This is a genomic window from Arthrobacter sp. NPDC058288, assembly GCF_042880995.1.
Classification (GTDB): domain Bacteria; phylum Actinomycetota; class Actinomycetes; order Actinomycetales; family Micrococcaceae; genus Arthrobacter.
The window spans coordinates 1-25,892 of the sequence record NZ_JBHVYH010000012.1 but is presented as its reverse complement, the minus strand read 5'-3'; the positions used below and the strand labels follow the sequence as shown (position 1 = coordinate 25,892).

Annotated in this window: 25 protein-coding genes; 15 read left to right on the top strand and 10 right to left on the bottom strand. The window is 66.4% G+C overall.

Annotated features, from left to right (window positions below; translation table 11 throughout):
* Positions 1-140 precede the first annotated feature (140 nt).
* Positions 141-2,261, top strand: a complete 2,121-nt coding sequence (locus ACFVWT_RS21700) for a M12 family metallo-peptidase (protein ID WP_390251567.1) — start codon at positions 141-143, stop codon at positions 2,259-2,261.
* Between the two features lie 106 nt (positions 2,262-2,367).
* Positions 2,368-3,477 carry a sulfite oxidase gene (locus ACFVWT_RS21695; RefSeq protein ID WP_390251565.1) on the top strand — a complete coding sequence of 370 codons (1,110 nt, stop codon included), beginning with the start codon at positions 2,368-2,370 and terminating at the stop codon, positions 3,475-3,477.
* Positions 3,478-3,489: 12 nt separating this feature from the next.
* On the opposite strand, the gene ACFVWT_RS21690 is transcribed toward ACFVWT_RS21695, so the two are convergent.
* Genes ACFVWT_RS21690 through ACFVWT_RS21675 form a run of 4 tightly spaced genes read right to left on the bottom strand, consistent with a single transcriptional unit; the run spans position 3,490 to position 7,425 of the window.
* Positions 3,490-3,981 carry a ribose-5-phosphate isomerase gene (locus tag ACFVWT_RS21690; protein WP_390251564.1) on the bottom strand — a complete coding sequence of 164 codons (492 nt, stop codon included), beginning with the start codon at positions 3,979-3,981 and terminating at the stop codon, positions 3,490-3,492.
* Positions 3,978-5,744 (bottom strand): dihydroxyacetone kinase family protein, encoded by a 1,767-nt coding sequence (locus ACFVWT_RS21685; protein ID WP_390251562.1) that lies wholly within the window; start codon positions 5,742-5,744, stop codon positions 3,978-3,980. Before ACFVWT_RS21685 ends, ACFVWT_RS21690 begins: the two co-directional genes overlap by 4 nt.
* A 45-nt stretch (positions 5,745-5,789) precedes the next feature.
* Positions 5,790-6,563 (bottom strand): SDR family NAD(P)-dependent oxidoreductase, encoded by a 774-nt coding sequence (locus tag ACFVWT_RS21680; RefSeq protein WP_390251560.1) that lies wholly within the window; start codon positions 6,561-6,563, stop codon positions 5,790-5,792.
* A 37-nt stretch (positions 6,564-6,600) separates the two neighbouring features.
* Positions 6,601-7,425 carry a sugar phosphate isomerase/epimerase family protein gene (locus ACFVWT_RS21675; RefSeq protein ID WP_390251626.1) on the bottom strand — a complete coding sequence of 275 codons (825 nt, stop codon included), beginning with the start codon at positions 7,423-7,425 and terminating at the stop codon, positions 6,601-6,603.
* Positions 7,426-7,610: 185 nt separating this feature from the next.
* Here ACFVWT_RS21675 and ACFVWT_RS21670 point away from each other — a divergent pair, with 185 nt between their 5' ends.
* The 5 genes from ACFVWT_RS21670 to ACFVWT_RS21650 all read left to right on the top strand — a co-directional run bounded on the left by ACFVWT_RS21670 (position 7,611) and on the right by ACFVWT_RS21650 (position 12,115).
* Positions 7,611-8,948, top strand: a complete 1,338-nt coding sequence (locus ACFVWT_RS21670) for an MFS transporter (protein WP_390251558.1) — start codon at positions 7,611-7,613, stop codon at positions 8,946-8,948.
* Positions 8,949-8,974: 26 nt separating this feature from the next.
* Complete coding sequence (locus tag ACFVWT_RS21665) at positions 8,975-9,856, top strand: transketolase (protein ID WP_390251556.1); 882 nt, start codon at positions 8,975-8,977, stop codon at positions 9,854-9,856.
* Positions 9,853-10,860, top strand: a complete 1,008-nt coding sequence (locus tag ACFVWT_RS21660) for a transketolase family protein (protein WP_390251554.1) — start codon at positions 9,853-9,855, stop codon at positions 10,858-10,860. The genes ACFVWT_RS21665 and ACFVWT_RS21660 overlap by 4 nt, the downstream gene beginning before the upstream one ends.
* Before the next feature lie 120 nt (positions 10,861-10,980).
* A complete protein-coding gene (locus ACFVWT_RS21655) occupies positions 10,981-11,640 on the top strand; it encodes a GntR family transcriptional regulator (RefSeq protein WP_209741975.1) in 660 nt (219 codons plus the stop codon).
* A gap of 40 nt (positions 11,641-11,680) precedes the next feature.
* Positions 11,681-12,115 carry a DUF1003 domain-containing protein gene (locus ACFVWT_RS21650; protein ID WP_390251552.1) on the top strand — a complete coding sequence of 145 codons (435 nt, stop codon included), beginning with the start codon at positions 11,681-11,683 and terminating at the stop codon, positions 12,113-12,115.
* Between the two features lie 34 nt (positions 12,116-12,149).
* Here ACFVWT_RS21650 and ACFVWT_RS21645 read toward each other — a convergent pair whose 3' ends face one another.
* The 3 genes from ACFVWT_RS21645 to ACFVWT_RS21635 form a co-directional block, all read right to left on the bottom strand.
* Entirely contained in the window at positions 12,150-13,871 is a 1,722-nt protein-coding gene (locus tag ACFVWT_RS21645; protein ID WP_390251550.1) for a DUF4389 domain-containing protein, read from the bottom strand.
* Between the two features lie 77 nt (positions 13,872-13,948).
* Complete coding sequence (locus ACFVWT_RS21640) at positions 13,949-15,004, bottom strand: zinc-dependent alcohol dehydrogenase family protein (RefSeq protein WP_390251548.1); 1,056 nt, start codon at positions 15,002-15,004, stop codon at positions 13,949-13,951.
* The gene (locus ACFVWT_RS21635) at positions 15,001-15,402 is read right to left on the bottom strand and encodes a hypothetical protein (RefSeq protein WP_390251546.1); all 402 of its coding nucleotides are present in this window, start codon (positions 15,400-15,402) and stop codon (positions 15,001-15,003) included. The genes ACFVWT_RS21640 and ACFVWT_RS21635 overlap by 4 nt, the downstream gene beginning before the upstream one ends.
* Before the next feature lie 276 nt (positions 15,403-15,678).
* On the opposite strand from ACFVWT_RS21635, the gene ACFVWT_RS21630 reads away from it, so the two are divergent.
* Both ACFVWT_RS21630 and ACFVWT_RS21625 read left to right on the top strand, forming a co-directional pair.
* Positions 15,679-16,317, top strand: coding sequence for an SRPBCC family protein (locus tag ACFVWT_RS21630; protein WP_390251544.1), 639 nt, complete (start codon positions 15,679-15,681; stop codon positions 16,315-16,317).
* A gap of 12 nt (positions 16,318-16,329) precedes the next feature.
* Entirely contained in the window at positions 16,330-17,868 is a 1,539-nt protein-coding gene (locus tag ACFVWT_RS21625) for an amidohydrolase (protein WP_390251542.1), read from the top strand.
* A 97-nt stretch (positions 17,869-17,965) separates the two neighbouring features.
* Here the strand turns inward: ACFVWT_RS21625 and ACFVWT_RS21620 are convergent, their stop codons facing one another.
* Entirely contained in the window at positions 17,966-18,472 is a 507-nt protein-coding gene (locus ACFVWT_RS21620; protein ID WP_390251540.1) for a hypothetical protein, read from the bottom strand.
* Between the two features lie 162 nt (positions 18,473-18,634).
* Here ACFVWT_RS21620 and ACFVWT_RS21615 point away from each other — a divergent pair, with 162 nt between their 5' ends.
* The 3 genes from ACFVWT_RS21615 to ACFVWT_RS21605 all read left to right on the top strand — a co-directional run bounded on the left by ACFVWT_RS21615 (position 18,635) and on the right by ACFVWT_RS21605 (position 22,017).
* Positions 18,635-19,549, top strand: a complete 915-nt coding sequence (locus ACFVWT_RS21615) for an SRPBCC family protein (RefSeq protein WP_390251538.1) — start codon at positions 18,635-18,637, stop codon at positions 19,547-19,549.
* A 99-nt stretch (positions 19,550-19,648) separates the two neighbouring features.
* Positions 19,649-21,028: an HNH endonuclease gene (locus tag ACFVWT_RS21610; protein WP_390251536.1), complete on the top strand. Its 1,380-nt coding sequence runs from the start codon at positions 19,649-19,651 to the stop codon at positions 21,026-21,028.
* Between the two features lie 371 nt (positions 21,029-21,399).
* Positions 21,400-22,017: a uracil-DNA glycosylase gene (locus ACFVWT_RS21605; RefSeq protein WP_011693794.1), complete on the top strand. Its 618-nt coding sequence runs from the start codon at positions 21,400-21,402 to the stop codon at positions 22,015-22,017.
* Between the two features lie 7 nt (positions 22,018-22,024).
* Here the strand turns inward: ACFVWT_RS21605 and ACFVWT_RS21600 are convergent, their stop codons facing one another.
* Together ACFVWT_RS21600 and ACFVWT_RS21595 are read right to left on the bottom strand one after the other, a co-directional pair.
* The gene (locus ACFVWT_RS21600) at positions 22,025-23,254 is read right to left on the bottom strand and encodes a type II toxin-antitoxin system HipA family toxin (protein ID WP_390251534.1); all 1,230 of its coding nucleotides are present in this window, start codon (positions 23,252-23,254) and stop codon (positions 22,025-22,027) included.
* Positions 23,251-23,565: a helix-turn-helix transcriptional regulator gene (locus ACFVWT_RS21595; RefSeq protein WP_390251532.1), complete on the bottom strand. Its 315-nt coding sequence runs from the start codon at positions 23,563-23,565 to the stop codon at positions 23,251-23,253. Before ACFVWT_RS21595 ends, ACFVWT_RS21600 begins: the two co-directional genes overlap by 4 nt.
* 176 nt (positions 23,566-23,741) lie before the next feature.
* Between ACFVWT_RS21595 and ACFVWT_RS21590 the strand changes: the two genes are divergently transcribed.
* From ACFVWT_RS21590 to ACFVWT_RS21580, 3 genes are all read left to right on the top strand, one after another.
* On the top strand, positions 23,742-24,437 hold the full coding sequence (locus tag ACFVWT_RS21590; RefSeq protein ID WP_390251530.1) for a FadR/GntR family transcriptional regulator: 696 nt from the start codon (positions 23,742-23,744) through the stop codon (positions 24,435-24,437).
* Positions 24,438-24,480: 43 nt separating this feature from the next.
* Positions 24,481-25,524, top strand: a complete 1,044-nt coding sequence (locus ACFVWT_RS21585; protein WP_390251528.1) for an asparaginase — start codon at positions 24,481-24,483, stop codon at positions 25,522-25,524.
* 50 nt (positions 25,525-25,574) lie between these two features.
* Positions 25,575-25,892 (top strand): lyase family protein (locus ACFVWT_RS21580; protein ID WP_390251526.1); only part of this gene is annotated, 318 nt, incomplete at its 3' end.

Here is a 25,892-nt window from a genome sequence, read left to right as displayed (position 1 = left end):
GCCCGCAGCATGTTAACCATGTTGTTTGAGTTCATTAAAGTGGCTGTTGTTATTCTCAAAACCCCAATAACGGTTTAGGCTTTGCTCACCCGCCATTCGGTCGGGGCATGTTGCTACAGCACGCACTTTTTGGGGATCCAATGCGCTTTACAACTTCCGCGGTTCTGCGGGCTCTGACTTTACTGACTTTGCTGGTCCCGGGAAGCCTCGTAGCCGTTGCCCCGGCACAGGCCATAGATGCACCGCCGTCGCCGCCGCCAGCGCCCGTCGACTTCATCCGGACAGCGCCTTCGGGGGGCTCGTCCGGATCCCTCACCACGGAATGGCTCCCCCGCGCCGGCAACGTCAAGGTATCGCTCGTCACCATCCAGACCGCGGATAAGACCACCGCGGAAACCGACGCCATCAACGTGGACGCCGCTAAAAACTCGATCGGCGCAGCCAGCAGTTACTGGAATGGAATGTCCGGCGGCCGGCTGTCGCTGTCCATTGTTGACGTCGTCAAAGGGTTCAAGACCAGCGCACGCTCGGACTGGAACTTCGACGACATCCTGGATCGGGTCACCAAGGAACTTGGCTGGAACGAAACCGCCAACACCAGCCTGGTGATCTTCATGCCCAGAAACGACGTGGTGGTTTACGGCCAGGGCGGAAACCTTGGCGCCGGCTGGTCCGGCGGAGCCACCAGCGGGCGCGTCCTAATGCCCTACCCGGGGACCTACACGAATACTGTCATGACCCACGAGTTCGGCCATGTCTTCGGCCTGGATCACGCCAACAGCATCCAGTGCTCCGACGGAAGTTCCGACTCGACGGCATCGTTCGGCCGGTTGGACAACGGCAACTGCTGGTCACGTGCCTATGGCAATGACACGTCCGTCATGGGTCCCACCCGCGCCGCCCTTCCCACGATCGACTCCTACCACTACGACCTCGGCTCGTTCGGCAACGGCTATGAGATCCGCGATGCCGGTACCATCCTGGGTGCCAAGAGCTTCAAAGTGACGCCCTGGGCCGGCACCGGTGACAACCGTGCGCTGAAGTTCACCGACCCCATCAGCAACGAGGTCTATTACGTGGAACTTCGCATGCCTGTGGGTTACGACACCATCACTGCGGTGTCAGGCAACCAGGGCGTGCAGATCCTGAAGGCCGATCCGTCCGATCCGGCAGCGTCAATGATCCTCATGCCCAACACGAAACCCTATGACGGCTGGTACCACCCGAACCTGGCGTGGCAAGGGGGCAGGTTCACCACTGCCGCAGGCACCACGATCACCATAGACTCCATCACGAGCAGCGCAGCCACCATCACGATCCGGGGCAAGAGCCCCTATTCCTCCTACTTCAAACACGTCGATTCACCGAGCATTTATGGCAAACGTCCCGACGGCTCCTTCAAGTCGTTGACCTGGAGCGAGTACTCGGACCTGGGATTCCCCGCGTACGCCACGCTGCCCGCCGTCAGCTTTGTCAAGAACAGCTGGAGCACCACCATCTACGCCGTGGACAGCACCAACAAGGGCAAGGCCCTGAGCTACGCCGACTGGACTGCCTACGGCCAGCCCGCTCCGGTGAGCTACAAGCTCCTGGCCGGAACGTATTTCTTCGGCAAGTTCAATGACTCCGCCCTGTACTACTTCAGCCCGGCCGGGGAAACCACGGCGTCGCAGGCACAGTGGACCAGCGCCGGATCACCCGCTGTCAGCCTGCCGGTGCGGTACGTGAAGTATTCGTGGGAGCCCACCATCTACAAGGTCGAGGCAACAGCAGCCGGGCAGGCCGAATACGACGCCAAAGTGTCCGCCCTGAGTTTCGCTGCCTGGAGTGCCGCCGGTTATCCCACTCCGGGGATCGCCGGATTCGTCGGCGGTTCCGCCGCCACAAAATACAGCAACCTGCCCACGATCTTCCTCAAATCCCCGTCCGGCAACGTCCACGAACTCACCTACGCCGAATGGATGGCCATCCCCTCGGCGAAACGGACATTCTCCGACATCGGAACGGGCCGTTTCGTGAAGAATTCATGGAGTGGTGCCATCTACCTGGTGGGAAGCACCTATAAGGGCAGCCACCTGGACTTTGCGCAGTGGCAGGGCTACGGGATGCCCACGCCGCAAACGAGCACCCTTATTCCAGGCAGCAGTTTTGTGAAGCTAACCAACAGCACTGCCCTCTACTACGATTCACCGGCCGGCCTGGTTCCGGCTACCAACGCGGAGTACGTTGCCGCCGGCTCACCCGCCGTCGTCAACCGCTAGCAGGCTCGAAGGCATTCGCGAATGCCGGGCTCCCCGGTCGGGGAGCCCGGCATTGCTGCGTGGGCCCGCCCTTGACGCACCGGCGGCGTCGGCGTAGACCAGTGCCATGACGAAGCAGATTTCCCGTCGCCGTCAGTCCCTGAAGCCCGCGGCGCACGCAGGAGAACCCACCCACGGCCCGCTCACCGCAGAGGAACTGCAGCTTGCCGTCAGGAACCATTCGATGCCGCTGGAGGCCTTGCGGGAGGACACCACGCCGCCGGGGCTGCACTACGTGCTGACGCACTTCGACATCCCGTTCATCGACGCGGATTCCTGGCATCTGAGGATCGGCGGTGCCGTGCAGCGGGCCGTCGAAATCAGCCTCCGGGCGCTCCGGCGGGACCCGACCATCAGCATTCCGGTGACGCTGGAGTGCGCCGGCAACGGCCGTTCGCTGCTGCACCCGCGGCCGCTGAGCCAGCCGTGGCGGCTCGAGGGCGTAGGAACCGCGGAGTGGACCGGTGTTCCGCTGGCGTACCTGCTGGCCCAGGCCGGCGTGGACGAAGACGCCGTCGAAGTGGTGTTCACCGGCGCCGACGCCGGCATCCAGGGCGGGGTCCGGCAGACGTATGCGCGCAGCCTGCCCATCAAGGAGGCCCTGCGCCCCGACGTCGTGCTGGCCTATGAGATGAACGGGCGGGAACTGCCGCCGCAACACGGCTACCCGCTGCGGCTTGTGGTCCCTGGCTGGTACGGCATGGCCAGCGTGAAGTGGCTCGAGTCCATCCAGGTGCTGACCCACCCGTTCGAGGGATTCCAGCAGTCGGTGGCGTACCGCTACCAGAAGGACGCGGACGACGCCGGCACTCCGGTCTCGCGGATCAAGGTGCGTTCGCTGATGATTCCGCCGGGTATCCCGGACTTCTTCACACGCAGCAGGGTCCTGTCGGCCGGTCCGGTGATGCTCCAGGGCCGGGCCTGGTCCGGCGAAGGCTCCGTGGTCCGCGTGGAGGTGGGGATTGACGGGAAATGGGTGACCGCGCACCTGGGCCACCCGGCGGGGCCGTTTGCCTGGTGCGAATGGACGCTGCCGTGGGTGGCGGACCGGGGCGAGCATGAACTCGCCTGCCGCGCCACCGACGCCACGGGATCAACGCAGCCGCTGGAACAGGTCTGGAACTACCAGGGCATGGGGAACAACGTGGTGCAGCGCGTGAAGGTGAACGTCGAGTAGCCCGACCCCGCGTCAGCAGCCTTCGAAGTCGGTCAGTACTTTGACCTTGCCCGCAGAGGCGGACGCGGGATCGAAGGTGTAGCCCAGCCACTCCCGGGCCAGCCTGCGGGCAAGCTCCACACCCACCACGCGCTGGCCCATGGTGAGCACCTGGCAGTCGTTGGACAGCACCGAGCGTTCCACCGAGAAGGAATCATGGGCCGTAGCTGCCCGGATTCCTTCCACCTTGTTCGCGGCGATGGCTACGCCAATGCCCGTACCGCAGAAAAGGATGGCCCGGTCCGCCAGGCCGTCCCTGATCATTTCCCCGGCGGCAATCCCCACATACGGGTAGGGGGTGGTGAATTGCTCGGGAGCGTCACTGCGGTTGACGCCGATGTCGATGATTTCGCTGACCCGGGGATCCTTCCGCAGGTCCTCCATGATCCGGTCCTTGTAATCCACGCCGGCTTCGTCGGCGCCCAGGATGAGTCGAATACCCATGGCGGGTCCTTCCACGGTCATGATCGTGTTCCAGCGGGCTGGCGGGATGGAACCGGCGCTGCGAGGTGCGCTCCCATGACGGTGAAGATCATGGCCAGGGACGTGGCACCGGGGTCCGCCGTACCAACGCTCTTTTCGGCAAGCGGCCGGGCGCGGCCCTTCAGCGGACGCAGGGAGGCGGTGGCCTCCGCTGCTCCAGTGGACACCGCGGCAGCTTCGGCCCATGCCGCTTCGGTCGATGCAGCCGCCTGGCTGCCGCCATCGGCCACCAGCCGGCTGAACGTCTCGGTGAAGGGCAGCAGGGCGTCCACCATGGTCTTATCTCCGATGTCCGCTTTGCCGAGGCCGGTAATCCGTGCCGAGAACGCCGCGACAGCCGCGGCCAGCTCCGAAGGTCCCGGGGCCAGGCGGTTGCCGAGGGCTTCGCCGAAGGACCGCAGGCCGGCACCCCACAGCACGCCGGAGGTTCCGCCGGCCCTGTCGGCCCAGGCGTCACCGGCGGCGGCAAGGACCGCACCCGCTCCTGCTCCGCGCGCAGCGGCCTCCTCGGCCGCGGCCACGGCGGCATCGATGCCGCGGACCATCCCCCGGCCGTGGTCTCCGTCGCCTGCGACGGCGTCCATGTCACCGAGCCGCGCTTCTGCCCGGTGGAGCGAATCACGGGCGGCAGCGAGCGCCGCCAGGCAGCTGGCCGCGTAGCCGCGCGACTCTTCGGTGGCCTCGAAGGCATCAGGTGCGGCGGCGCCGTCGGACGCTTCCTCCGCCATCCGGTCACCGGACTGCAGTGCCGCGTTGCCCCGCCGGTAGGCCGGCGTTTCAGCCGGGGCGGTCCACAGCGGCTCGAGTTCCTCGTCCAGCCAGGTGATAGTCAGCGAAACCCCGGACATGTCCAGGCTGGTGACCAGTTCGCCCACCTCCGGCATGACCAGCGTGTAGCCGGCGGCACGGAGCAGCGGGGCAACGGTGAGCCAGAGGACAAACAGCTCCTCATGCTTGGTGGAACCCAGGCCGTTGAGGATGACGGCGATGCGGTCGCCCGCGGCAGGCGGGGTCTCGGCCAGCAGCCGGGAGACGAGTTCCTGGCCCAGCTCCTTGGCGGGCGGCAGCTCGGTGTCGAACAGGCCGGGTTCGCCGTGGATGCCCAGGCCCAGGCCCATCTGACGGTCCTCGAGGGTAAACAGCGGAGCCTCGGCGCCGGGAAAGGTGCAGCCATGGAAGGCGCTGCCGATGGTGCGGGTCAGGCTGTTGGCCTTCCGGCCAAGACGCACGACGTCGGCCAGGTCCGCACCTGCTTCGGCCGCCGCACCCATGATCTTGAAGACCGTGAAGTCACCCGCGATGCCGCGGCGTTTCTCCGCTTCCGACGGCGGGGCGCTGGCAACGTCGTCCGTCACCAGGACGTTTTCCACCTGGATTCCCTCTGCGGCGAGCCGTTCACTGGCCATCCCGAAGTTCAGCACGTCCCCGGCATAGTTGCCGTAGGTGAACACCACACCGGCGCCGGAGTCCGCTGCCTTCGCCACGGCGTAGGCCTGCTGCGCGGACGGCGAGGTGAAGATGTTGCCCACCACGGCGCCGTCGGCCAGTCCGGTGCCGATCAGGCCGGCGAAGGCCGGGTAGTGGCCGGAGCCCCCGCCGGCGAGGACGGCCACCTTGGGCTTGGCGGGGCGGTGGCGGCGCACGGCCCCACCGGGAATCTGGCGGACCAGGTCGGCGTGGACATCGCAGAAACCGGCGAGGGCTTCCTCGGCGAAGTCGGACGGATCGTTGAAAATTCGGGTCATGATGGGCTCTCCAGGCTGCGCTCGGTCTTCTAAATGGCGCGACTGCTAGTGGATGTGGCTTCCGCCGTTGATGTCGATGGTGGTTCCGGTGAGGTACGCGGATTCCTCGGAGGACAGGAACGTGATGACGGCGGCGATTTCCTCGGTGGTGGCGTTGCGGCCCAGCGGGATGCCGGCGTTGATGGCGGCCTCCTGCTCCTCGGTGCTGCCCACGCGGATATTGGTGTCCACGGCACCCGGGGTGATGGCGTTGACGGTCACCCCGGTAGCGCCTATTTCGCGGGCGAGTGCCTTGGTGAAGCCCAGGATGGCGGCTTTGGCGGCGGAGTAGGGAACCTTGCCGAAGACTCCGCCGCCGCGCTGGGCGGAGACGGAGGACATGTTCACGATCCGGCCCCAGCCGCCGGCGATCATGTCCGGCAGGAAGGCCTTGGTGACCAGGTACGTTCCGGTGGCGTTGACGTCCATCACCTTGTGCCAGAGTTCCAGGGTGGTCTCCAGGAACGGGACCGGGGAGGTGATGCCGGCGATGTTGGCCAGGGCGCCCACCGGGGGAAGGTTGCCTCTGCTGACTTCTGCTGCGACGGCTGCATAGGCGGCGTTGACGGAGCCCTCATTGGCGACGTCAATTTCGTGGCCGAAGGCGGGGACGTTGAACTCGTTGCCGATTTCGGCGGCGACCTTGGCGGACTTCTCGCCGTCGAGGTCCAGGATCACCACCGCCCAGCCCTGGCTGGCGTAGCGGCGTGCGGTGGTGATGCCGATGCCGCGGTCCGAGGTGGCCCCGGTGAGGACGGCGGTGCGCTGGATGGTGTTCATGATGCTCCTTGAATGGTGGGTGTTGTGTGTTTGATGGTCAGATGAGGTCCGAGATGAAGCTGGCTGCCTTTGCGGCGGCCGCCGGGCGTTCGTCGTGGGTGACGTCCCGGGTTTCCAGTTCCAGCGAGAAGTGGCCGGTGTAGCCGTGCGCCGCGAGCGAGCGCAGCCCGCCGTCGAAGTCCGCCTGGCCGTTTCCGATGCTCAGGTTGATATTGCCCGGCACGGCATCCCTGATATGCACGTGGGAGATCCGGCCGTTATGGCGTTCGAGGTATTCCAGCGGGTCCTCGCCGGCGGCGACGATGTGGCTGAAGTCCATGACGATTCCGACGCCGGAGCCGGCAAGCCGGTGCGCCAGCAGTTCGGCGCGCTCCAGGTTCCAGCAGAACCTCAGGAAGTGCAGGGATTCGGTCCAGAGTTCGACGCCGAATTCAGCGGCACGCTGTCCGGCATGGATGAGCTGGGCAGCGATGGTGTCCAGGTCCTCGTCAACACTCCGGACCGGTTCGTGGCCCAGGGCGCCGCACGGAAGCACCAGCGCCTTCGCGCCGGTGTTGGCCGTAAGGGTGAGCAACGCCTCCAAGTGCCGTTCGCGGGCGGCTCTGCCGCCGGCGTCGAGCACTGCGTTGAGGTCCCCGATGTCCCCGTTGACCGAACGGACCCTCAGCCCGGAGGCCGCAACCTCCGCGCCGACAGCCGCGACGGCGTCCGCATCCAGTTCATACGGGACGTGGTCGCAGACGCCGGGGAGGGCGCCGAGGTCGATTTCTTCGAAGCCCAGGCCGCCGATGGTCCGCAGGGCCGTGCCCAGGTCCTGGTGGCGGAAGCTGATGGACGAGCAGCCGAGTCGGGCGTTGAACATCTTCATTGATCCTCTGAACGAGCGGGGTGATGTGAATCACTGTAGGTGCTTTTATTGTTGACAGTCAACTTCCAACATTGACTGTTGACATTGCAGCATGACCGGGGTCACACTGGCATATCATTTGTTAACAGTCGACAGCGGCGATGCGGAAACGTTGCCCGCTCTTCGAAAGGGATTCAGGAATGAGCAATGAGGCTCTGAAAATGCGCGGCCACGTGCATGGCACCAAGGACGCTAAGCGCGTCGCCATCGGTTCCGGCGTCGGCGCCGTTATCGAGACCTACGACTTCATCGGGTTCGGCACCGCCGCCGCCCTGTACTTCGGAACGGCGTTCTTCCCCACCGGCGATCCCGTGACCGGCACACTGGCCGCTTTCGCCACCCTCGGCGTCGGGTTCGCGGCACGCCCCATCGGCGGTATCATCGGCGGCCACCTGGGCGACAAGCTCGGCCGCAAGCCCGTCCTGGTGGCTTCGCTGATCCTCATGGGCGTTGCCACGTTCTTGATCGGCTTGCTCCCCACCTACAGCCAGGTGGGCCTACTGGCCCCCGCCCTGCTGGTCTTCGTCCGCATCGTCCAGGGCCTCGCCTTCGGCGCTGAATGGGGCGGTGCCATCCTGATGAGCTACGAGCACGCGCCCTGGAAAGCCAAGGGCAAATACACCGGCATCGTCCAGGCCGGCTTCCCGGTGGGCCTGCTGCTCGCCAACCTGGTGTTCCTCGTCAGCGTGAACCTCGGCGGCGAACTCGCCTGGCGCATTCCCTTCCTCGCCAGCATCGTCCTGGTGGTCGTCGGCCTGATCATCCGCTCCAAGGTCCCCGAATCCCCCGTCTTTGACGAGGTCAAGGACAGCGGGGCCATCGTGAAGTCCCCCATCGTCGAGGTCCTCAAGACCGACTGGCGCAACATCGTCAAGGGCATCGGCCTGCGCATCGCCGAGACCGCCGGCTATGCCGTCTCCATCACCTACATGATTTCCTACCTCAACAGCCAGCACCTGGCCGACAAGACCCAGACGCTGGTAGCCCTGTGCATCGCGTCCGCAATCGGCATCTTCGCCACGCAGGCTTGGGCCCGGCTGACGGACAGGATCGGACGCCGCCCGCTGTACATCTGGTCCTGTGCCTTCGCCGTGCTGTTCGCCGTGCCGATGTTCCTGCTGGTCAATACCGGCCTCTTCATCTTCGTCATCGCCACCCTGGTTATCTCCTACGCTGTATGCCAGAACTCACTGGCCGGCGCCCAGGGTGCCTGGTTCCCGGAGCTCTTCCAGGCCAAAACCCGCGCCTCCGGCGCCTCGCTGGCCTACCAGATCTCCGCGATGGTCTCCGGCTTCACCCCCTTCATCACCACGCTCCTGTTCGTCAGCTTCGGCTGGATGGGGCCGGCATTGCTCTTCGGCACCTACGCCGCCATCGGCCTGTGGGCCGCCGTCGCCACCCGCGAAACCTGGGGAAAGCGTGAGCGCCAGCTGGCGGACGAGGCCACCAAAAGCACCCCGCAGTCAGTAGACGCCTGATGACCACCACCGCAGGAGAAGCTCACATGACTGCCACCCCGGAAACCACGACCCCCACCACCGAACGCATCGCCAGCGTCAGCGCTGCCGCCTACCGCATCCGGCACCACGCCCTGAACATGGGGGAGGTCCAGGGCCAGGGCTATGTGGGCCAGGCGCTCGGCGCGGCGGACATGCTGGCCGCGGTGTACTCCGACCAGCTTCGCTTCCGGCCCGAGGATCCGGAATGGGAGGCGCGGGACCGCTTCCTGCTCTCCACCGGGCACTACGCGATCGGACACTACGCAGCCCTGGCCGAAGCTGGGATCGTCCCGGTGGAGGAACTTGAGACCTACGGCTCGGACGATTCCCGGTTGCCGATGTCCGGGATGTCCACCTACACACCGGGAATGGAAATCTCCGGAGGTTCGCTGGGTCACGGCCTCACCATCGCCGTCGGCATGGCACTGGGGCTGAGGTACCAGGGCTCCGGGGCGAGGATCTACAACTTCCTTTCCGACGGAGAACTGGACGAAGGCTCCACCTGGGAAGCCGCCATGGGCGCGCACCACCACCAGCTCGGCAACCTAACCGCCATGGTGGACATCAATGCCCTCCAGGCGGACGGGAAGACGGACACCGTGCTCCGCACGGAACCCGTCACCGAGAAATGGGAATCCTTCGGCTGGTTCACCCAGCGGGTGGACGGGAACGACGTCGGTGCGCTGCTGGCGGCGTTCGACAACGCAGCCGCCCAGGCGGCCGCCGTCGGGCGTCCTTCCGTGATCCTGTGCGACACAAAGGTGGGCCGCGGTGTTCCGCTGCTGGAGGAGCGCGAAAAGGCGCACTTCATGCGCATCGAGGAACACGAATGGCAGCAATGCCGCGAACAACTGACCGCAGGATTCGAAGGGACCATCGGACGATGAGCACAGTAGCCGCCGTAAAGGGCACCGCCCCGAAGCTAAAGACCTCTGCCATGATCGCGTCCTTCGCCGACCCCGGCCAGAAGACCGCCTCCGCCCCGTTCGGACATGCACTGGTGAAGGCCGCGCAGGAGAACGACAAGATCGTCGGCCTCACCGCCGACCTGGGCAAATACACTGACATGCACATCTTCGCGCAGGCCTTCCCGGAACGGTTCTTCCAGATGGGCATGGCCGAGCAGTTGCTCTTCGGTGCCGCAGCAGGGCTCGCCGAGACAGGTTTGGTCCCCTTCGCGTCCACCTACTCCGTGTTCGCCGCCCGCCGGGCCTACGACTTCCTCTGCCTGGACAGCGCCGAGCCCAACCTGAACGTCAATATCGTGGGCGGCCTCCCGGGCCTGACCACGGGCTACGGCCCCAGCCACCAGGCCACCGAGGACATGGCCATCTTCCGCGGCATGCCCAACCTGACCATCGTGGACCCCTGCGACTCGATCGACATCGAACAGGCCGTGCCCCAGCTCGCGGCCAGCGAGGGCCCCACATACCTGCGGCTGCTGCGCGGCAACGTGCCCACCGTGCTGGACGAATACGGCTACACGTTCGAGCTCGGCAAGGCGAAGGTACTGCGCGGCGGGAACGACGTCGTATTTATCTCCAGCGGGCTGATGACCATGCGGGCGCTGCAGGCGGCGAAGGCACTGGCCGAACACAACGTGGACGTCGCCGTCGTGCACACGCCCACCATCAAACCGTTCGACGCCGCGACCGTCCTCGCCGAGATCAACACCGACCGTCTCGCAGTGACACTGGAAAACCACAGCGTGATCGGCGGGCTGTTCGAAACAGTCGCGTCCGCCGTCGTCACAGCGGGACTGGGCAAGCGGGTGGTGCCCGTGGCACTGCCGGACGAGTTCCTCGATGCCGGCGCTTTGCCCACCCTGCACGAGCGCTACGGCCTCTCGGTACAGCGGATCGTGGCGAAAGTGCTCGCGGAGCTGGGCTAGCCGGAACGACCGGCGGAAGCGCGGACCCGGTTACAACACCGCTCCGCGCTTCTGCCGTAACATCAACAGTTAACCAACCGACTGTAAACAGTCGACCCCTGACATTGAGGAAGTGCCACAATGGCCGGAGCAACAGCACCCCTGCTGGGACTGCAGAAGAAAAGCCTCCGCGAGCAGGCCCTCTCCGCGCTGCGCACCGCCATCACCAGCGGTGAGCTGGAACCCGGCCGGCACTTGGTGGAAACCGAACTCTCGGACATGCTCCAGATCAGCCGGGGGACCCTGCGGGAGGCGTTGCGGCAGCTTGAGCAAGAAGGCCTGCTGTCAGCGGGCCCGCGGGGCCGCCTCTCCGTCCGGCACCTAGATGCCAAGGAAATCCGGGACATCTATTCCGTGCGGGCGGCGCTGGAATCGCTGGCTGCCCGCACGCTGTGTGAGCTGCCGGACCGCCAGCATGTGATCGGTTCGCTACGCGAGGCCATCGGCGCCATGGAAGCCGCCACCAAGGGCACCCTGGAAGAGCGGATCGAGTCAGACCTCGAGTTCCACCGCACCCTGTGCCGCCTGACCGGCAACGAGACGCTGCTCCATTCGTGGGAATCGCTGGAGGGCTCCATCCGGATGTCCATCATGTTTGCCGGGCTGGAAAAGGGTGTCTCGAACATGAGTGTGGACCGGCACCACGACATCGTGGCCGCCATCGAAACCGGGGACGCCTCCCTGGCCCGCAAGACCATCCGCGAACACATGGACACCGCCGCGGACAACCTGGTGGCCTAGGAGCCCCGGCCGCGCGTGCTCCAGCGCCTACGCTGGGCACATGACCGAGCACAAGAACACGTGGCACGCCGAGCACAAGGCGGGGCTGAGCAGGGGACAGCGCGCCGCCGACGTCCTGCGCAACGGCATGGGCAGCTGGCCGTTCGTGGGACTCTTCATCCTGTCCATGGTGGTGTGGGCACTCGTAAATTCGTTGGCCCTTGCCGACAGAGCCTGGGATCCCTACCCCTACATCCTGCTGAACTTGTTCCTGTCCATGCTGGCCGGCCTGCAAGGTGCCATCCTGCTCATTGCCGCCAAGCGGCAGGATGCGATCGCGGCCGCCATGGCCCAGCACGATTACGACACCGATTTGCAGGCGGAAGACGAAATCCAGAAGCTCACGGCCATCAACAACCAGCAGTTGGAAATCCTCCGGGAACTGCGGCAGCTCCTGTCGGAACGTGACCGGGACGGCGGGGCGAGGGCTCAGTAGTCCACAATCGCGCTGCTGGCCTTCCATAGCAGGGTCAGACCCTCGGAGGCTCCGCGCGCGGGGGCACCGGAGGCGGTTCCGTGGCCGGGGGCGCTTCCGTGGCCAGGGAGCCCCCATGCGGGGGCGCCGGAGGGCCAGGAGGCACAACGTACTGTGAGGCGGGCACCGGAGGCGGCAGATAGCCTGCCGGCGGAGCGTCGGCCGGGTCCGCCGGCCCCATGTCGAGGCGGAAAGGCGGGTACTCGTCCCGCATCAGCGCCACGTAAGCAATAACGCGGTGGGTCCAGCGGTTCAGGCCGATCAGCAGGTCAAAAAGCCTCCGGCCGAAGCGCCCCGTAAACAGCAGGCTGAATCCGGCCACGATCACCAGCAGGCCGATCAGCGAGATTCCGCCGCCGCCCTGGTATCCCACCCAGGTTCCGTCAACCCAGGTACCATCGACCCATCTTCCGTCCACCCATGTACGCCGCTCGCCCCAGGTGCTTGCCGCACCTGAGAAGGCGGCCACGATCAGGAGTTGGGGAAGGGCCAACAGCCACCACTTGACCAGCACCAGGCCGCGGGAAAGGTGTTCGGGGTACTCGACGTCGAAATCTGCAGGGTAGTCGGTCCGCGCCAGCGTGAAGGGCGGATAGCGGTCCGTCCCGATCGCGGCGTAGGCATAGAAGGCTACCCGCCAGTTCCACCGCAGGACGCCGACGTTGAAATTGAACAGCGAGCGCGGATAGCGGCCGGTGAACAGGATGGCAAAGCCGGCCACGATGGTGGTTACGAAGAAGGCGAACCAGAGGAAGAACAGCACGATGTAGTGCGGGATGGCCAGGAACCACTTGATCAGCCACATGCCGCGGGAGAGCCCGGGGTCGAGGTAGCCATTCAGCCGCACGGGGTACCGGGAGGTGTCCGAGGGCTGCGGGTCCGTGGGAAGCGGCGTACTGCGGCCTCCGGGCGGTATCACCGCAGCTGCTGTGGGGTAAGGGGTCGCGGTCCCCGGGGCTGTGGGGTACGGGGCATGCGCGTCCGGGCCAACCGGCACGGACCCGGGACCCGGGGGCGCGGCCGCCGGGTAATGCGGCGGCGGGCCGTGCCTGCCGAGCCCGGCGGCGCCGGCCACAATCAGCGGCACACCCACCGCCAGCAGGACAATGCCGCCGATCAGGAGGCCGATGAAGACCGGCCAGAGCAGATCGGACCGGACGCCTGCCTGCAGGTCCACGGAAACCGGAGCGGCGCCGTCGGCGTTCATGACCACCACTGCCCAGCGGCCGCTGCGCAGGTCCCACTCAATCTGCTGGGTTCCGGTGCCCTGCGCGGACGTGGACCAGAATGACTGGGCGCCAGGGGCAGCCGGTACGGCGTCCCCGGGGACCTCACGGTACTGGACGCGGAACGGGTAGGACTTCAACTCGGTGATTTCGGAATGCCGGACGTTGTCGAGGTACCGGGCCACGTCTTCCTGGGGTCCGATGCCGATAAAGATCTGTTTGCCGGATGCCGCCGTTCCCCGCAACAGCAGGCGGCCGGCGCTGTCCACCGGCAGGACGTCCGGCAGTTCCTCGTCCACCAGGACGTCCAGGCCGGGCGAGGTGATGGCCCGGGTGGCCACATCGTAGCGCTCGGTGGGCGTGGTCAGATATCCGTTGTCGCGCTGCTGGAAGTTGACCCATCCGACGAAGCCGGCGCCAGTCAGCAGCCCAAGCCCCATCAGGGCGGCGAGGGTGCCGAGCACCAGCATGACTATCCGGCCTGGTTTCATGGTCGCAGTCCTTTCTTGCCTCTTGCTTGGCCCCCCGGGGCTTTGTCCGCCCGCTCTTTTGAGCGAGCGGGACGCTTTCACGCCGTGATCACGACTTTGAGGGCCTTGGTTTCGGCGGCGCGGGCGAAGGTGTCGTATGCCTCCATGAACTGGTCGAACGTGAAGTGGTGGGTGGCGAATTTCTCGGCCGGAACCTTCTTCTGGGCCACCAGCTTGAGGAGCATGGGCGTGGTGTTGGCATTGACCAGGCCCATGCTGATGTTGATGTTCTGGATCCAGAGGTCCTCCACATGGAGTTCGACGGACTTGCCATGCACGCCCACATTGGCCACGTTGCCGCCGGGACGGACAATGTCCGTGCACATGGTGAAGGTCGCCGGAATGCCCACCGCTTCGATGGCCACATCCACGCCCTGACCATCCGTGAGCGCAAGGACTTGTTCCTTCCAGTCGGCGTCGCCGGAGAGCACGACGTCGGTGGCGCCGAACTCGCGGGACTTTTCCAGCCGGTTCGCGTCCAGGTCGACCGCGATGATGGTGGCCGCGCCGTACAGCCCGGCGGTGGCGATAGCTGCCAACCCGACCGGTCCCGCGCCCACAACCGCCACGGTGTCCCCCGGCTTGACCCGCCCGTACTGCACGCCGATCTCAAAGCCGGTGGGCAGGATGTCGGAGAGCATCACGGCCTGGTCGTCGCTGACTCCTTCAGGGAGAAGGTGCAGGGAGTTCTCCGCGTACGGGACGCGCACGAATTCGGCCTGCGTGCCGTCAATCAGGTGACCGAAGACCCAGCCGATACCCGCTGACCCTTCCTCGCCCATGCAGTGCGAATAAAGGCCGGTCTTGCAGTTGGCGCAGTGTCCGCAGGACTTGATGCAGGAGATGATGACACGGTCCCCGACTTTCAGGCTGGTGACCGAGGAGCCCACCTCGGTGATGGTTCCCACGCCTTCGTGCCCCAGGATCCTGCCCTTCTGCACCGCAGGCACGTCCCCCTTGAGGATGTGCAGATCCGTTCCACAGATGGTGGTGGTGTCCACCTTGACGATCACGTCGCTGGGGTCCTGGATGGCGGGATCCGGGACGTCGGTCCATGACTTTTCGCCGGGGCCGCCGTAGACGAGCGCTTTCATGCGTACTCCTTGACTCTGTGGATAAAGCCGGGGTCAACAATCTTCACGCGGCACGCGACCACCGAATGATCCACTCCCGATGCCAGCCGGGACAGGCGGGCGCATTCGTGGAGTTGTTCAAGGACCGTATCGGTGACCCGGGCGTGGGAGAGATCGATGGTGAGTTCTTTGCCGTGCAGCAGTGAAGTGGTTCGCCGCGCCACGACATACAGCGCTCGGAGGTTGGCCCCCGTCACAACGCCACGGACTTCGATATTGGCGGCCGTCAGGTCCGCTTCAATGCGGACCACCACCTTCAGCCGATGGTCAGAGTGCTCATAGTGCGTGGTGGATGGGGCCCCATGACGGGACGGGACGGAGGGTCGAGTACCCAGGACAGTTCGGGCGTGCTGATTCATAAAGCCGGGTCTCCTGCTATGTCCGGGAGGCGCATGGCGCCAGCCCTTCCCCAATGATGTAGCGAGACCTGGTGTTGATCGGCGAAGCATTTCCCTCCCCAAGGTGCGTGCGTGAGTAACGCAGGCGTGAGATGCCCCACATCAAGGATGGCGGTCCCGCACAGCGCCGGTAAGGGACGAAAGACCCCTATAAGGCGGCCTGCGCGGGCTGGCCGCAGTGCCGGCCCGGGGCTTATGGCCCGTGACAGGGGAACCGGCGCTCTGGAGAATTGCCCGATGACGAAGCCACGGACCCTGAAGCAAATTTCCAAGCCCGCAGTGTTCGCCTGGCTGGTGGCATCGGCCTTCGTGTTCCGGCGCTTTCAGTTGCGCTGGGGTGCCACAGACGCCGAAGCCGACGGCGGCCTGCCGGGCGACGATCTCCTGTCTACGGCGGATCTGCAGTCCACGCGGGCCGTCACCATCAAGGCTCCGGCGAATGACGTGTGGCCCTGGCTGGCGCAGATGGGGCAGGGACGCGGTGGACTCTACAGCTACGATTTCCTGGAAAACCTCATCGGCCTGGACATCCACAGTGCCGACCGCATCCACCCTGAGTGGCAGGACATCAAGGCAGGCGACCGCTTTCACCTGGCACCGGCTGCTTCCGCGGACCTGGAGGTGGGGTTGGTGGAGCGGGGCAACGCGCTGGTACTTCGCGTTCCTCCCGGATCCCCGCCCGGGCCGTTCGACTTCACCTGGGCGTTCGTCCTGCAGCCTCAGCCTGGCGGCACCACGCGTTTGGTGGTGCGGGAACGGTACGCCTACCGGCAGTGGTGGGCGCGGTGCCTCGTTGAGGTGGTGGAGGTTGCCAGTTTCGTCATGTCCCGGCGGATGCTCCACGGGATCAGGAGCCGCGCAGAGGGAAACTCTTAGTAGCCTGTCCGTATGCCTGAACCCGCTGCATCCGCTGCACCTGACCTTGTCATTGCCTCCGTCCGGCAGCCAGGGGGGACGGACTGTTCGGACATTCACATTTCCCGCGGCGTTGTCACCCGGATAACGGCGGCGGGTGAACACCGTAGCGGCGCCCGCACCGTTGACTTCGGCGGCCGGTACGCCATTCCGGGCCTGTGGGATGAGCATGTGCATATGACGCAGTGGGCCATGGCCGCCAACCGGATCGATCTGTCGCACGCCGCGTCCGCGGGTGACGCCGTCGAGGTCGTCCGTTCCCGTATCGCCGGCAGCCGCCCCGGCGTTGGGGTGCAAGGCGAGAACGACGGCGGCGGCATCCCCACGCTGGTGGGCGTCGGCTTCCGCGACGCCGTCTGGGCGGACGTTCCCAGCCTGGCGATGCTCGACGCCGTGACTCACGGAGTGCCTGCAGCGCTGATCAGCCATGACCTCCACTGCGTCTGGCTGAACAGTGCTGCCGCGAAACGCTACGGGGTGGAGGTGGGCGCCGGCGGCCTGCTGCGGGAGGAACCGGCGTTTGCCCTGACCCGGGAGCTCGGCCGGCTGCCTGACGCGGTGGTGGACGGCTGGGTGGGCGCGGCTGCACGGAAAGCCGCCGCCCGCGGGGTGGTGGGGATCGTGGACTTCGAGATGACCTGGAACCGCGATGTGTGGCTGCGGCGGGTCAGCGGCGGTTTCGGCTTCCTGCGGGTGGAGGCGGGCGTCTATCCGGAGGACCTGGACCGTGCCCGGCGCGAGGCCATGCGGACAGGGCAGGACATCCCCGGCGGGAACGGCCTGCTCCGGGTAGGGCCGCTCAAGGTGCTGATCGACGGCTCGCTCAACACCCGCACCGCCTACTGCGTGGACCCCTATCCGCACGGCGGGCGGGGCCTGCTCACCGTCAGCGGGCCGGAGCTGCTGGCGCTGCTGGTCCGGGCCAGGGACGCCGGCTTCGTTCCCGCAGTCCACGCGATCGGCGACGCCGCGAACCAGGTGGCGCTGGACGCCTTCGAGGCCGCCGGCATCCGGGGACGGATCGAACATGCCCAGTTTGTCCGGCAGGAGGACTTCGCCCGCTTTGGCCGGCTGGGCCTCACAGCGAGCGTCCAGCCGGCGCATGCCCTCGACGACCGCGACGCCGCCGACGCCAACTGGGGCGACCGCACCGACCGGGCGTTCCCGCTGCGGTCGCTGCTGGCTGCCGGGGCCACGCTGGCGCTGGGTTCGGATGCTCCGGTGGCACCCCTGGATCCTTGGACCGCGATGTCGGCCGCCACCACCCGGTCAGGACCGGACGGGCGCGAACCCTGGCACCCGGAGCAGGCAATCACCCGGGAGGAAGCCCTGGCGGCGTCCGCCCGGGGAAGGAGCCGTATCCGGGTGGGCGACCCCGCGGACCTCGCCGTGCTCAACGATGACCCGCTCGCCGTTTCAGACCAGGTGTTCGCGTCGATGCCGGTGGCGGCGACGCTGGTTGCCGGAAAGTTCACCTACGACGACGGCGGGACGGTTGCGTCCGAAGCCTGACCAGCGCGAACGGACACTTGAGGCCCCAAAGCGCCGCCCGCCGTCGTCGTTCTCCGGCTGCGCCCTCAGCAACTTACGGCGCGAATGCGGCGCATGCCTAGCCCTTGACCCGGGCCTGCACCAGGTTGGCGTAGGGCAGGCGGCCGTATGCCTCGCGAAAGTTTGCGTGATACTTGGCCTCAGCCTCGTTCAGTCCGCCGGCGGGCAGCTCTTTCCACGCGATGAGCAGCGACCTGGCGTTTGCGAGTTGCCAGATGAGCCGCCCGTCCCAGTGTCCGGGCGGCTTGCCGTTGCCAAAGTCCAGGAATTCCTGGATCTGCCGGCGCAGGCCGCGGTTGCCCTTGCTCCCCGGTCCTGCCTTTCCGACGTAGAGGACCTCCGCGCCGTCCACCCATTCAGCGGCGAGGTCTGCCGCGGGGAGCGATGGGTCCTTTTTCTTGAACACCCCGGCCGTGCTTTTCGCCAGGAACTGCACCTGGAATCCGTCGGGCTGGAGGACAGCGAAGATCCCCGGTGCCTGCGGAATCCGGTTGACCTCGACGTCAGCGAAGGTCCTGAAGCCGGCGAAACCGTCTTCCCGGAGCGCCCGTTTGGTGACCTGCATGGTGGGGGTTCCTTGGCTCGTGAACTCGTGGAACGGCGGAGGCCGCCAAAGAAACTCTAGCCGGATGGCTGCATCAAAGTTATAGTAAGCATACTGATTAGTTGGCGAAAACCATCGTGATCGCCAGGCAACGTACAAACCGTCCTAGTCAAAGGAGACACCATGAGCACGAAGGTCGAGAAACGCATTCTGGTCAACGTCCCGGCAAGCACGGCGTACAACCAGTGGACCCAGTTTGAGGAATTTCCGCACTTCATGGGTGGCGTGAAGAGCGTGACGCAGCTCAGCGACGACCGCCTTCAATGGGTGGCTGAGATTGCGGGTGTGCGCCGGCAGTGGGAGGCGAAAATCCTGGAGCAGGTCCCGGACCGTAAGGTCGCGTGGGCTGCGACTGAGGGCGCGACAAATGCAGGGGCTGTGACGTTCGAAGACGTAGGCGGCGGCCAGACCTCGGTGCAGCTGTCGCTCGAATACGAGCCGCACGGCATCGTGGAGACCATCGGAGACAAGCTCCACGTCGTCGACCGGCAGGTTGAGGGAGACCTGAAGAGGTTCAAGGACTTCATCGAGGACGAGGGCTACGCGAGCGGCGCCTGGCGGGGAACTGTCAACGAGGGCGCCACGACAGGCACTCCCGGAGTGGAGGCGGCAGTGGCTTCACGCGGCGATTCCGGCAAGGCCGGCGTCTCCGGAAAAGTCGCTGCGGGCGTGGGAGTTGCCGCGGCCGCGGCGGCAGGCGTGGCCGCGAGCATGCGGGACAAGGACGCGGAGCCCGCGCGCACCACGACTCCCGTTTCCGAGACCCCGGTATCGGCCGTTCCGGCCACCGATGCTTCCGGCTATGTGGAGCCTGCGGAGGCGCCCGGCACGGTCTCCGGTTCCGGCTCCGGTTCCGGTTCCGCGTTGAGCGATGACCGGATCGCCAAGCCGTTCGACCAGACCAACGGCCTGGTCGATTTCGAAGGCGACTCGGATGAGACCGCCGACAGCGACACTAGAAGCGCCGCCGAGCGCAGGGACGAAGAAAACCGCGACGGCGGCCTTCCGCCTGCGGCAGGCGGCCTGGGCCAGCACTAGGAGCGCAAGCAAGGGGCGTCGCCTCGGGTCCCGGGACCGGAGGCGACGCCCCTTGCCCATGACCACTTAAATGTCGGTGGTCGCGGGGAAACTTAATGCATGGACGGCAGTCAGGGACCTGGGCGGGTCTCGAATACAAGGGGCGGTGTGTCGGTCAGGGAAATGATCCGCACACTGGCTGACACGCGGCCGGCCGCGGACAGCGCAGGGATGATCGACCAGCTCCGTGAACTTGAGGATCTGAAATCCGCTGCCGCCGCGCGGCAGGCCCGGATCGCGGTCGCGTTCGACCTAAAGCAGCGCAGAGAGCAGGCCAGTGCTGGCGTCCCCACCGAGCAGCTCGGTGCCGGTGTCGCTGCGCAGGTCGCTCTCGCCCGGCGGGAATCACCGGCCAAAGGCAGTCGACTCCTGGGCCTGGCGAAGGCGCTCGTCACCGAGATGCCGCACACCCTTGCCGGCCTGCAGTCGGGCCAGCTCAATGAATGGCGAGCCACACTTCTGGTGCGTGAGACTGCCTGCCTGTCCGCGGCTGACCGCAGCGCCGTTGACGAGGAGTTGGCGTCCGACGTCGGGAGGTTCAGCGGGGCAGGCGACCGTGCCGTTATTGCCGCGGCGCGGTCAGCCGCCTATCGGCGCGATCCGAGGTCCGTTACGGACCGCGCCAGCCACGCTGCCGCGGAGCGCCATGTCAGTCTTCGTCCCGCGCCGGACACCATGTGCTACGTGACGGCATTCCTCCCGGTTGCCGAGGGCGTGGCCGTCCACGCGGCCCTCACCAGGCAGGCGGACACGTTCCGATCCGACGGAGATGCACGTTCCCGCGGCCAACTGATGGCTGATGCGCTGGTGGAACGCGTCACGGGAACGGCAGGCGGAATCAGCGGGGTAGAGATCCAGCTGGTCATGACCGACCGCACACTGTTTCAGGGAGGCAGTGAACCGGCCCGGCTTCCGGGTTACGGCATCGTCCCGGCGGGGTGGGCGCGGGAGGTCGCTGCCCAAGGCCAGGGCCACGGACGTTCCCTGAACGTATGGCTGCGGCGGCTCTACACCGCCCCGGGCAGCGGTGATCTCGTGGCGATGGACTCCCGGGCACGCCTCTTTCCGTCAGGACTGCGCCGCTTCATCCAGGTCCGCGACCACACCTGCCGCACGCCATTTTGCGACGCTCCGATCAGGCATCTGGATCACGTCCTGCCGTGGCACAGCGGCGGAACCACCACTCGAGTCAACGGGGCAGGGCTCTGTGAAGCCTGCAACCACATCAAGGAAGCCCCCGGCTGGCGCTCCCGTCCCCTGCCTGGACCCCGGCACACGCTCCAACTGACAACGCCCACCGGGCACGGCTACCAGTCCACAGCCCCGCCGTTGCCGGGACATGAGCCTCCCGAAAGAGCAGCATCCCGCCACCGCCGTGAACTCAGGCACCGGGCCAAGGCGCTCAAGCACGTCAGGACAAGGGCCGCGGCAGCTGCGTGAGGGGCGGCGGGTTATCCGGCTGACGCGCGCGCTAATCAGAGCGCTGACGCGCGCCTGAATCACCGCGCCTGAATCGCAAAAGACCGCCTTAAACAGCAAAGACCTGCAGGTACCTTCGCGATCTCGCTATGAGACGGCCCGGACATTCGCATGTCCCGAACGGCCCGCGTTATCTGAACGGTTACCTGCAGGCGCTTTAAGCGTACGCCCGTACGGTCCGGCAGGAAATAGGTCGGGAGCCTCTTGCCGTGGAGGCCGGAAGCGGTGCGGAATCGGCTGGTTCCGGAAATCCGCAGAACATCAACCCCGGCCAAAAGCGTAGAGTGGAACCAGACGCCTGATTCTGGACGCCTTGTGCTGAGGGAGAAATCGTGACGATTGACTGGGACGAAAAAAAGGCCCTGCTGCAGGAACCGAACATCGCTGCTGTAACCCAGCTTTGCGACGAACTCATGGAAAAGAAGCCGGGATCCATCGTCCCGTACATTGACCCCGTCCATGACGAGGACGAGTGCAGGATCGTCAGTCTCCATGTCAGCCCAGGCAAGGGCACCGAATCGGGCTTCGTATCCCATTTCAACGACGATGAAGCAGCCCGGCGGGCCACGTCGATCTACGAAATCGTGGAGCTCGACCCCCGCTACGTCATGCCGTGGAATGCCTACCCCTGGGTGCGGGACCCCGATCTGCCCTCCGCCCTCAACGTCCAGGAAAAGACGGACGGACTCCGGCCCTTCCGCCAGTTCCTGAAGATCAACAGGCGCGTCTCGGCCATCATCGCCCACGGCACGGACGCCCAGACTTTCCTGACCCTCTTCGAGAAGACGTACCACCAGTCCCTGAAGAACTCCGGAATCAAGATCTACAAGGCCAGCGCCCTCGGCGGCCGGGCCTTCGCGGTTTCCGCCAACAAGCAGGAAGAACTGCTGAGCAAGAGCGTTGAGATCTACCGGGACGCGATGCAGCGCGCCGGGATCCAGCACCTCTAGTCACTTCCTACGCTTCCAGCAGCCTGCGCCGGTGCTTGAGCTCCCTGAGCCACTGCCTGGTGACCATCGGCGAAAACGGTGAGGCGCCGCCGTCGTTCGTTCCGGCAAAAGCCGTACCCGCCTCAAGGTCGGCCACCAGCGGACCCGACGCCCTCAGTCCCAGCTCCAGCACCTGCACGGCGGCGCGTTCCGCCAGCCCCAGGCCGGCGGCCCATCCCAGGAAGTGCTTCCGCGAGATCCCGGTGCGTTTGCCGTCCAAGGTCAGTGCGAGCGTTTTGTCCCCGTAAACCACTGTGGAGGGGATGTCATAGACCGGCGCGATGGACCACTCCCCCGACGGCAGCTGCACCATCGACACATTCTTGGCGTGCAGATCGCCATTCCCGCTCAGCCACGCGAACGCCGCCTGGATGGCCAGGTTCCGCAGTGCCGGCAGCGGTGCCGCGCAGTACTCCGCCAGGGCGCGGCACACCTGCCCGTACGCCACGTTGTACTTGTCCGCGGGATACAGCCCCAGCACCTGGGCGCCGTCCTCGACGGCGAGCCGCTGCACCGCCCCGGGCGCACCGCCCGCCAGCGGGATCCGGTCGAACCGCTCCACCAGGAGCCCCGGCCGGCCTTCGACATCCCGGATCAGCCGGACCTTGCTCAGCGGAATCCGCAGTTTGGCGGCATAACGGAACATCACCAGCTCGTTCTCCACTACATGCGGGAACTCCGGAGCATTGAGCTTGAGAATGTAGCGCCTGCCTGCGCTGGCCACCGGCATGGAGATCATCCCGGCGGAGAGCTTGTCCTGCACGCCCGCGAGGGCCACGGGGTCAATCAGGCCGGAATCGCCCAGCAGTGCGTCGAAATCGACCGGCGCCTTCGGGTTCAGCTCGACGGCGTGTTCGTCCGGGTCCAGCGGCTCACCATGGCCAACGATCTGCACATCGCCCACGGGGTTGGCCCCGGCGGCGATCAGGAGCGAGAGTTCGTCATCCACGCTGGTCTTCACCGATCGCCGCAGCGCATTCAGCCGCCTGCCCTCCGGCAGGAGGCCGGTGAAGTACGGTGGCGCGGCCCCCGCCGCTGACAGCACCGGCTGGGTGCTCAGCGGCAGGGAACTGGCGACGGCGGGACCTCCCGCCGCGAGGTACGCCGGCAGGTAGCTGAATTTGGTCCCGCCGTCGTGCCGCTCCAGCCGGGCGGCCAGCACACCTGCCTTGTAGACATCGGCCACGCGGTGCCTCATGACCGGTTCTCCCCCAGCGGTCTGGACGAAGCGGGGCCGCCGTCGGCGGCGCGTGGGCCGTCAGGGACGCGCGGACCGTCAATGGCGCGGGCCGCGGGGCGTGTCCGCGTGGCCAGCTGAAGCTCCAGGCCAAGCGTTTCGAGCACAGCCAGGAGCGAGTCCAGCTGAACGCTGCGCTTCCCCTGTTCCACAAAACGGACGAAACGCTCGGATACCCCTGCGAGGTGGGCAAGGTCGTGCTGGGTCAGGCGCAGTGCTGCACGTCGTGCCTTTACTTCGGCGGCAAGCCTGTCAGCGAACATATCGGCCATTCCGGACCTCCTGATAGGTACGAACGTACCGATTCACTTCAGAATCCAAGTCTAGGGGCCGGGACGGTCTGCGTAAAGGGCGGAATAGGTACGAACGTACCGCATATACAATCAACAGTTCCGGGGCGGTCCGATCCACAGTTGACACCCCGTGTGACCCGTGCCATATTTTAAGCGTGAACCTGTCAGACAGCCGGACAGCAGGACAGCCCCTCGCCCGCCTTAGCGCAGCCGAAGCCGTCTTCAACGTCCTCCGCACCGACATCGAGTCCGGCAAGCTCGGAATCGGCGCCAAACTGAGCTCCGAAGCCACACTCTCCCAGCAGTACGGGGTGAGCCGTTCCGTGGTCCGTGAAGCGCTGCGCTCCTGCAACGCCCTGGGCCTCACCACCACCAAAACCGGCCGCGGCACGTTTGTGGTGGCCAACCGGGTAGCCAAGGACCTGGTCCTCGGCCAGTACTCGGCCCTGGACCTCACCGAAGCCCGCCCGCACATCGAAGTCCCGGCCGCCGGCCTGGCAGCCGAGCGCCGGACGGCCGAAGAACTGGAAGGCCTGCGGGATATCGTGGCCGCCATGGCCGCCGAGGACGACCCCGAAGCCTGGGTGGCCCTTGACTCCAGCTTCCATGCAGCCATCGCCCGGGCCAGCCACAACAAGGTGTTCGAAAACGTGGTCTCCGACATCCGAGACGCCCTGGCGCACCAGTCCGAAACCCTCAACATGGTGGCCGACCGCCAGCACGCCTCCGACCAGGAACACCAGCGGATCCTGGCCGCCATCGAATCCGGCAATGCCGCCGAGGCCAGCTCCGCCATGCAGGATCACCTGCAGGCCGTGGGCGAAGCCCTCGACTCCATCCTCAGCCAATAAACGCAACACACACCCAACGCCCGTCACCGATCCCAAGGACTCCATGCTCTCCCCTGCCTTGCCCGTCCATGCCCTGGCTCCGGCCCCGGACCTCACAGCCTTGCCGCAGCACGTTCCCCTGGCCGTGCAGACCCGCGACGGGCTCGTCGAGAGCATCCACTACGGTTCGGTGATCGCCACCGCCCCGGACCAGACTGCTGACGGCGGCGTCCGCGCGCTGGTCTCGGCGGGTGACCCCTTAGCTCGCTTCTACCCGCGCTCATCACTCAAGCCGCTGCAGGCCGTGGCCATGGTCCGCGCCGGCCTGGACTTGCCCGCGGACCTCCTGGCCCTCACCGCAGCCAGCCATTCCGGAGCAGCCATGCACCGCGACGGCGCCCTCCGCATCCTGGAGATGCACGGGCTAACGGACGACGCGCTGGAGAACAGCACCGACCTCCCGTACGGCCCGGACGAACGCGAAGAATGGCTCCGCAACGGCGGCACCGCCACGCAGATCACTCAGAATTGTTCCGGCAAACACGCCGCCATGGCCGCAACCTGCGTCATCAACGGCTGGCCGGTCCGCGGCTACCTGGATCCTGAACACCCGCTGCAGCAGCTCGTGGCCGCCACCGTCCGGGAACTGACCGGCGAAGAAGCTGAGCGCACCAGCACCGACGGCTGCGGCACTCCCCTGTTCGCCCTCACCCTCCGAGGCATGGCCCGGGCCTTCGGCCGCCTTGCCGCCGCGGTGGTAACCGATCCCGGAAGTCCGGAAGCCGCCGTCGGCCGCGCCATCATCCGGCACCCCGAGATGGTGGCGGGCGAAGGCCGCGATGTCACCGAACTGATGCGCCTGCTCCCCGGCGCAGTAGCCAAGGACGGTTTCGAAGGGGTCCAGCTGGTGGGCCTCCCGGACGGCCGCGCCGTGGCCGTGAAAATTTCCGACGGCGGGGACCGCGCCCGCATGCCGGTCACCGTCCGCGTACTGGAAGCGCTCGACGTCGACACCTCGCCGCTGGCGGGCATCGCCACGGCAGCCGTCCTGGGCGGCGGCCGCCCCGTCGGGCAGCTGACGGCCACCGCCTTCATCCCGGCAACGTAGCAGCCCGCCCCGCCAACTAACCACCCCAGCCACGCCTCCCGAGGATAGCCATGACCGAAACCGCATCAGCCGCCGCCTTCCGTTCCGAGCACGATCTCCTGGGTGACCGGGACGTTCCCGCCGCCGTGTACTGGGGTGTCCACACGCTCCGGGCCGTGGAGAACTTCCCCATCACCGGCCAGCCGCTCTCCTCCAACATGCACCTGGTCCGCGGCCTCGCCGCCGTGAAACTCGCAGCCGCCCGCACCAACCACGAACTCGGCCTCCTCGACCCCGAACGCGCCCACGCCATCGAAGCCGCCTGCACCGACGTCATGAACGGCAAACTCAACGACCAGTTCGTCGTCGACGTCATCCAGGGCGGCGCC

Bases quoted from the DNA above. Each gene is read 5' to 3' on its own strand.
- ACFVWT_RS21675 (WP_390251626.1), bottom strand. From the start codon at position 7,425: ATGTTCAACGCCCGACTCGGCTGCTCGTCCATCAGCTTCCGCCACCAG.
- ACFVWT_RS21615 (WP_390251538.1), top strand. From the start codon at position 18,635: ATGAGCACGAAGGTCGAGAAACGCATTCTGGTCAACGTCCCGGCAAGC.
- ACFVWT_RS21690 (WP_390251564.1), bottom strand. From the start codon at position 3,981: ATGACCGTGGAAGGACCCGCCATGGGTATTCGACTCATCCTGGGCGCC.
- ACFVWT_RS21695 (WP_390251565.1), top strand. From the start codon at position 2,368: ATGACGAAGCAGATTTCCCGTCGCCGTCAGTCCCTGAAGCCCGCGGCG.
- ACFVWT_RS21680 (WP_390251560.1), bottom strand. From the start codon at position 6,563: ATGAACACCATCCAGCGCACCGCCGTCCTCACCGGGGCCACCTCGGAC.
- ACFVWT_RS21595 (WP_390251532.1), bottom strand. From the start codon at position 23,565: ATGGCCGATATGTTCGCTGACAGGCTTGCCGCCGAAGTAAAGGCACGA.
- ACFVWT_RS21670 (WP_390251558.1), top strand. From the start codon at position 7,611: ATGAGCAATGAGGCTCTGAAAATGCGCGGCCACGTGCATGGCACCAAG.
- ACFVWT_RS21620 (WP_390251540.1), bottom strand. From the start codon at position 18,472: ATGCAGGTCACCAAACGGGCGCTCCGGGAAGACGGTTTCGCCGGCTTC.
- ACFVWT_RS21610 (WP_390251536.1), top strand. From the start codon at position 19,649: ATGGACGGCAGTCAGGGACCTGGGCGGGTCTCGAATACAAGGGGCGGT.
- ACFVWT_RS21665 (WP_390251556.1), top strand. From the start codon at position 8,975: ATGACTGCCACCCCGGAAACCACGACCCCCACCACCGAACGCATCGCC.
- ACFVWT_RS21645 (WP_390251550.1), bottom strand. From the start codon at position 13,871: ATGAAACCAGGCCGGATAGTCATGCTGGTGCTCGGCACCCTCGCCGCC.
- ACFVWT_RS21625 (WP_390251542.1), top strand. From the start codon at position 16,330: ATGCCTGAACCCGCTGCATCCGCTGCACCTGACCTTGTCATTGCCTCC.
- ACFVWT_RS21640 (WP_390251548.1), bottom strand. From the start codon at position 15,004: ATGAAAGCGCTCGTCTACGGCGGCCCCGGCGAAAAGTCATGGACCGAC.
- ACFVWT_RS21685 (WP_390251562.1), bottom strand. From the start codon at position 5,744: ATGACCCGAATTTTCAACGATCCGTCCGACTTCGCCGAGGAAGCCCTC.
- ACFVWT_RS21635 (WP_390251546.1), bottom strand. From the start codon at position 15,402: ATGAATCAGCACGCCCGAACTGTCCTGGGTACTCGACCCTCCGTCCCG.
- ACFVWT_RS21655 (WP_209741975.1), top strand. From the start codon at position 10,981: ATGGCCGGAGCAACAGCACCCCTGCTGGGACTGCAGAAGAAAAGCCTC.
- ACFVWT_RS21585 (WP_390251528.1), top strand. From the start codon at position 24,481: ATGCTCTCCCCTGCCTTGCCCGTCCATGCCCTGGCTCCGGCCCCGGAC.
- ACFVWT_RS21650 (WP_390251552.1), top strand. From the start codon at position 11,681: ATGACCGAGCACAAGAACACGTGGCACGCCGAGCACAAGGCGGGGCTG.
- ACFVWT_RS21630 (WP_390251544.1), top strand. From the start codon at position 15,679: ATGACGAAGCCACGGACCCTGAAGCAAATTTCCAAGCCCGCAGTGTTC.
- ACFVWT_RS21700 (WP_390251567.1), top strand. From the start codon at position 141: ATGCGCTTTACAACTTCCGCGGTTCTGCGGGCTCTGACTTTACTGACT.
- ACFVWT_RS21660 (WP_390251554.1), top strand. From the start codon at position 9,853: ATGAGCACAGTAGCCGCCGTAAAGGGCACCGCCCCGAAGCTAAAGACC.
- ACFVWT_RS21600 (WP_390251534.1), bottom strand. From the start codon at position 23,254: ATGAGGCACCGCGTGGCCGATGTCTACAAGGCAGGTGTGCTGGCCGCC.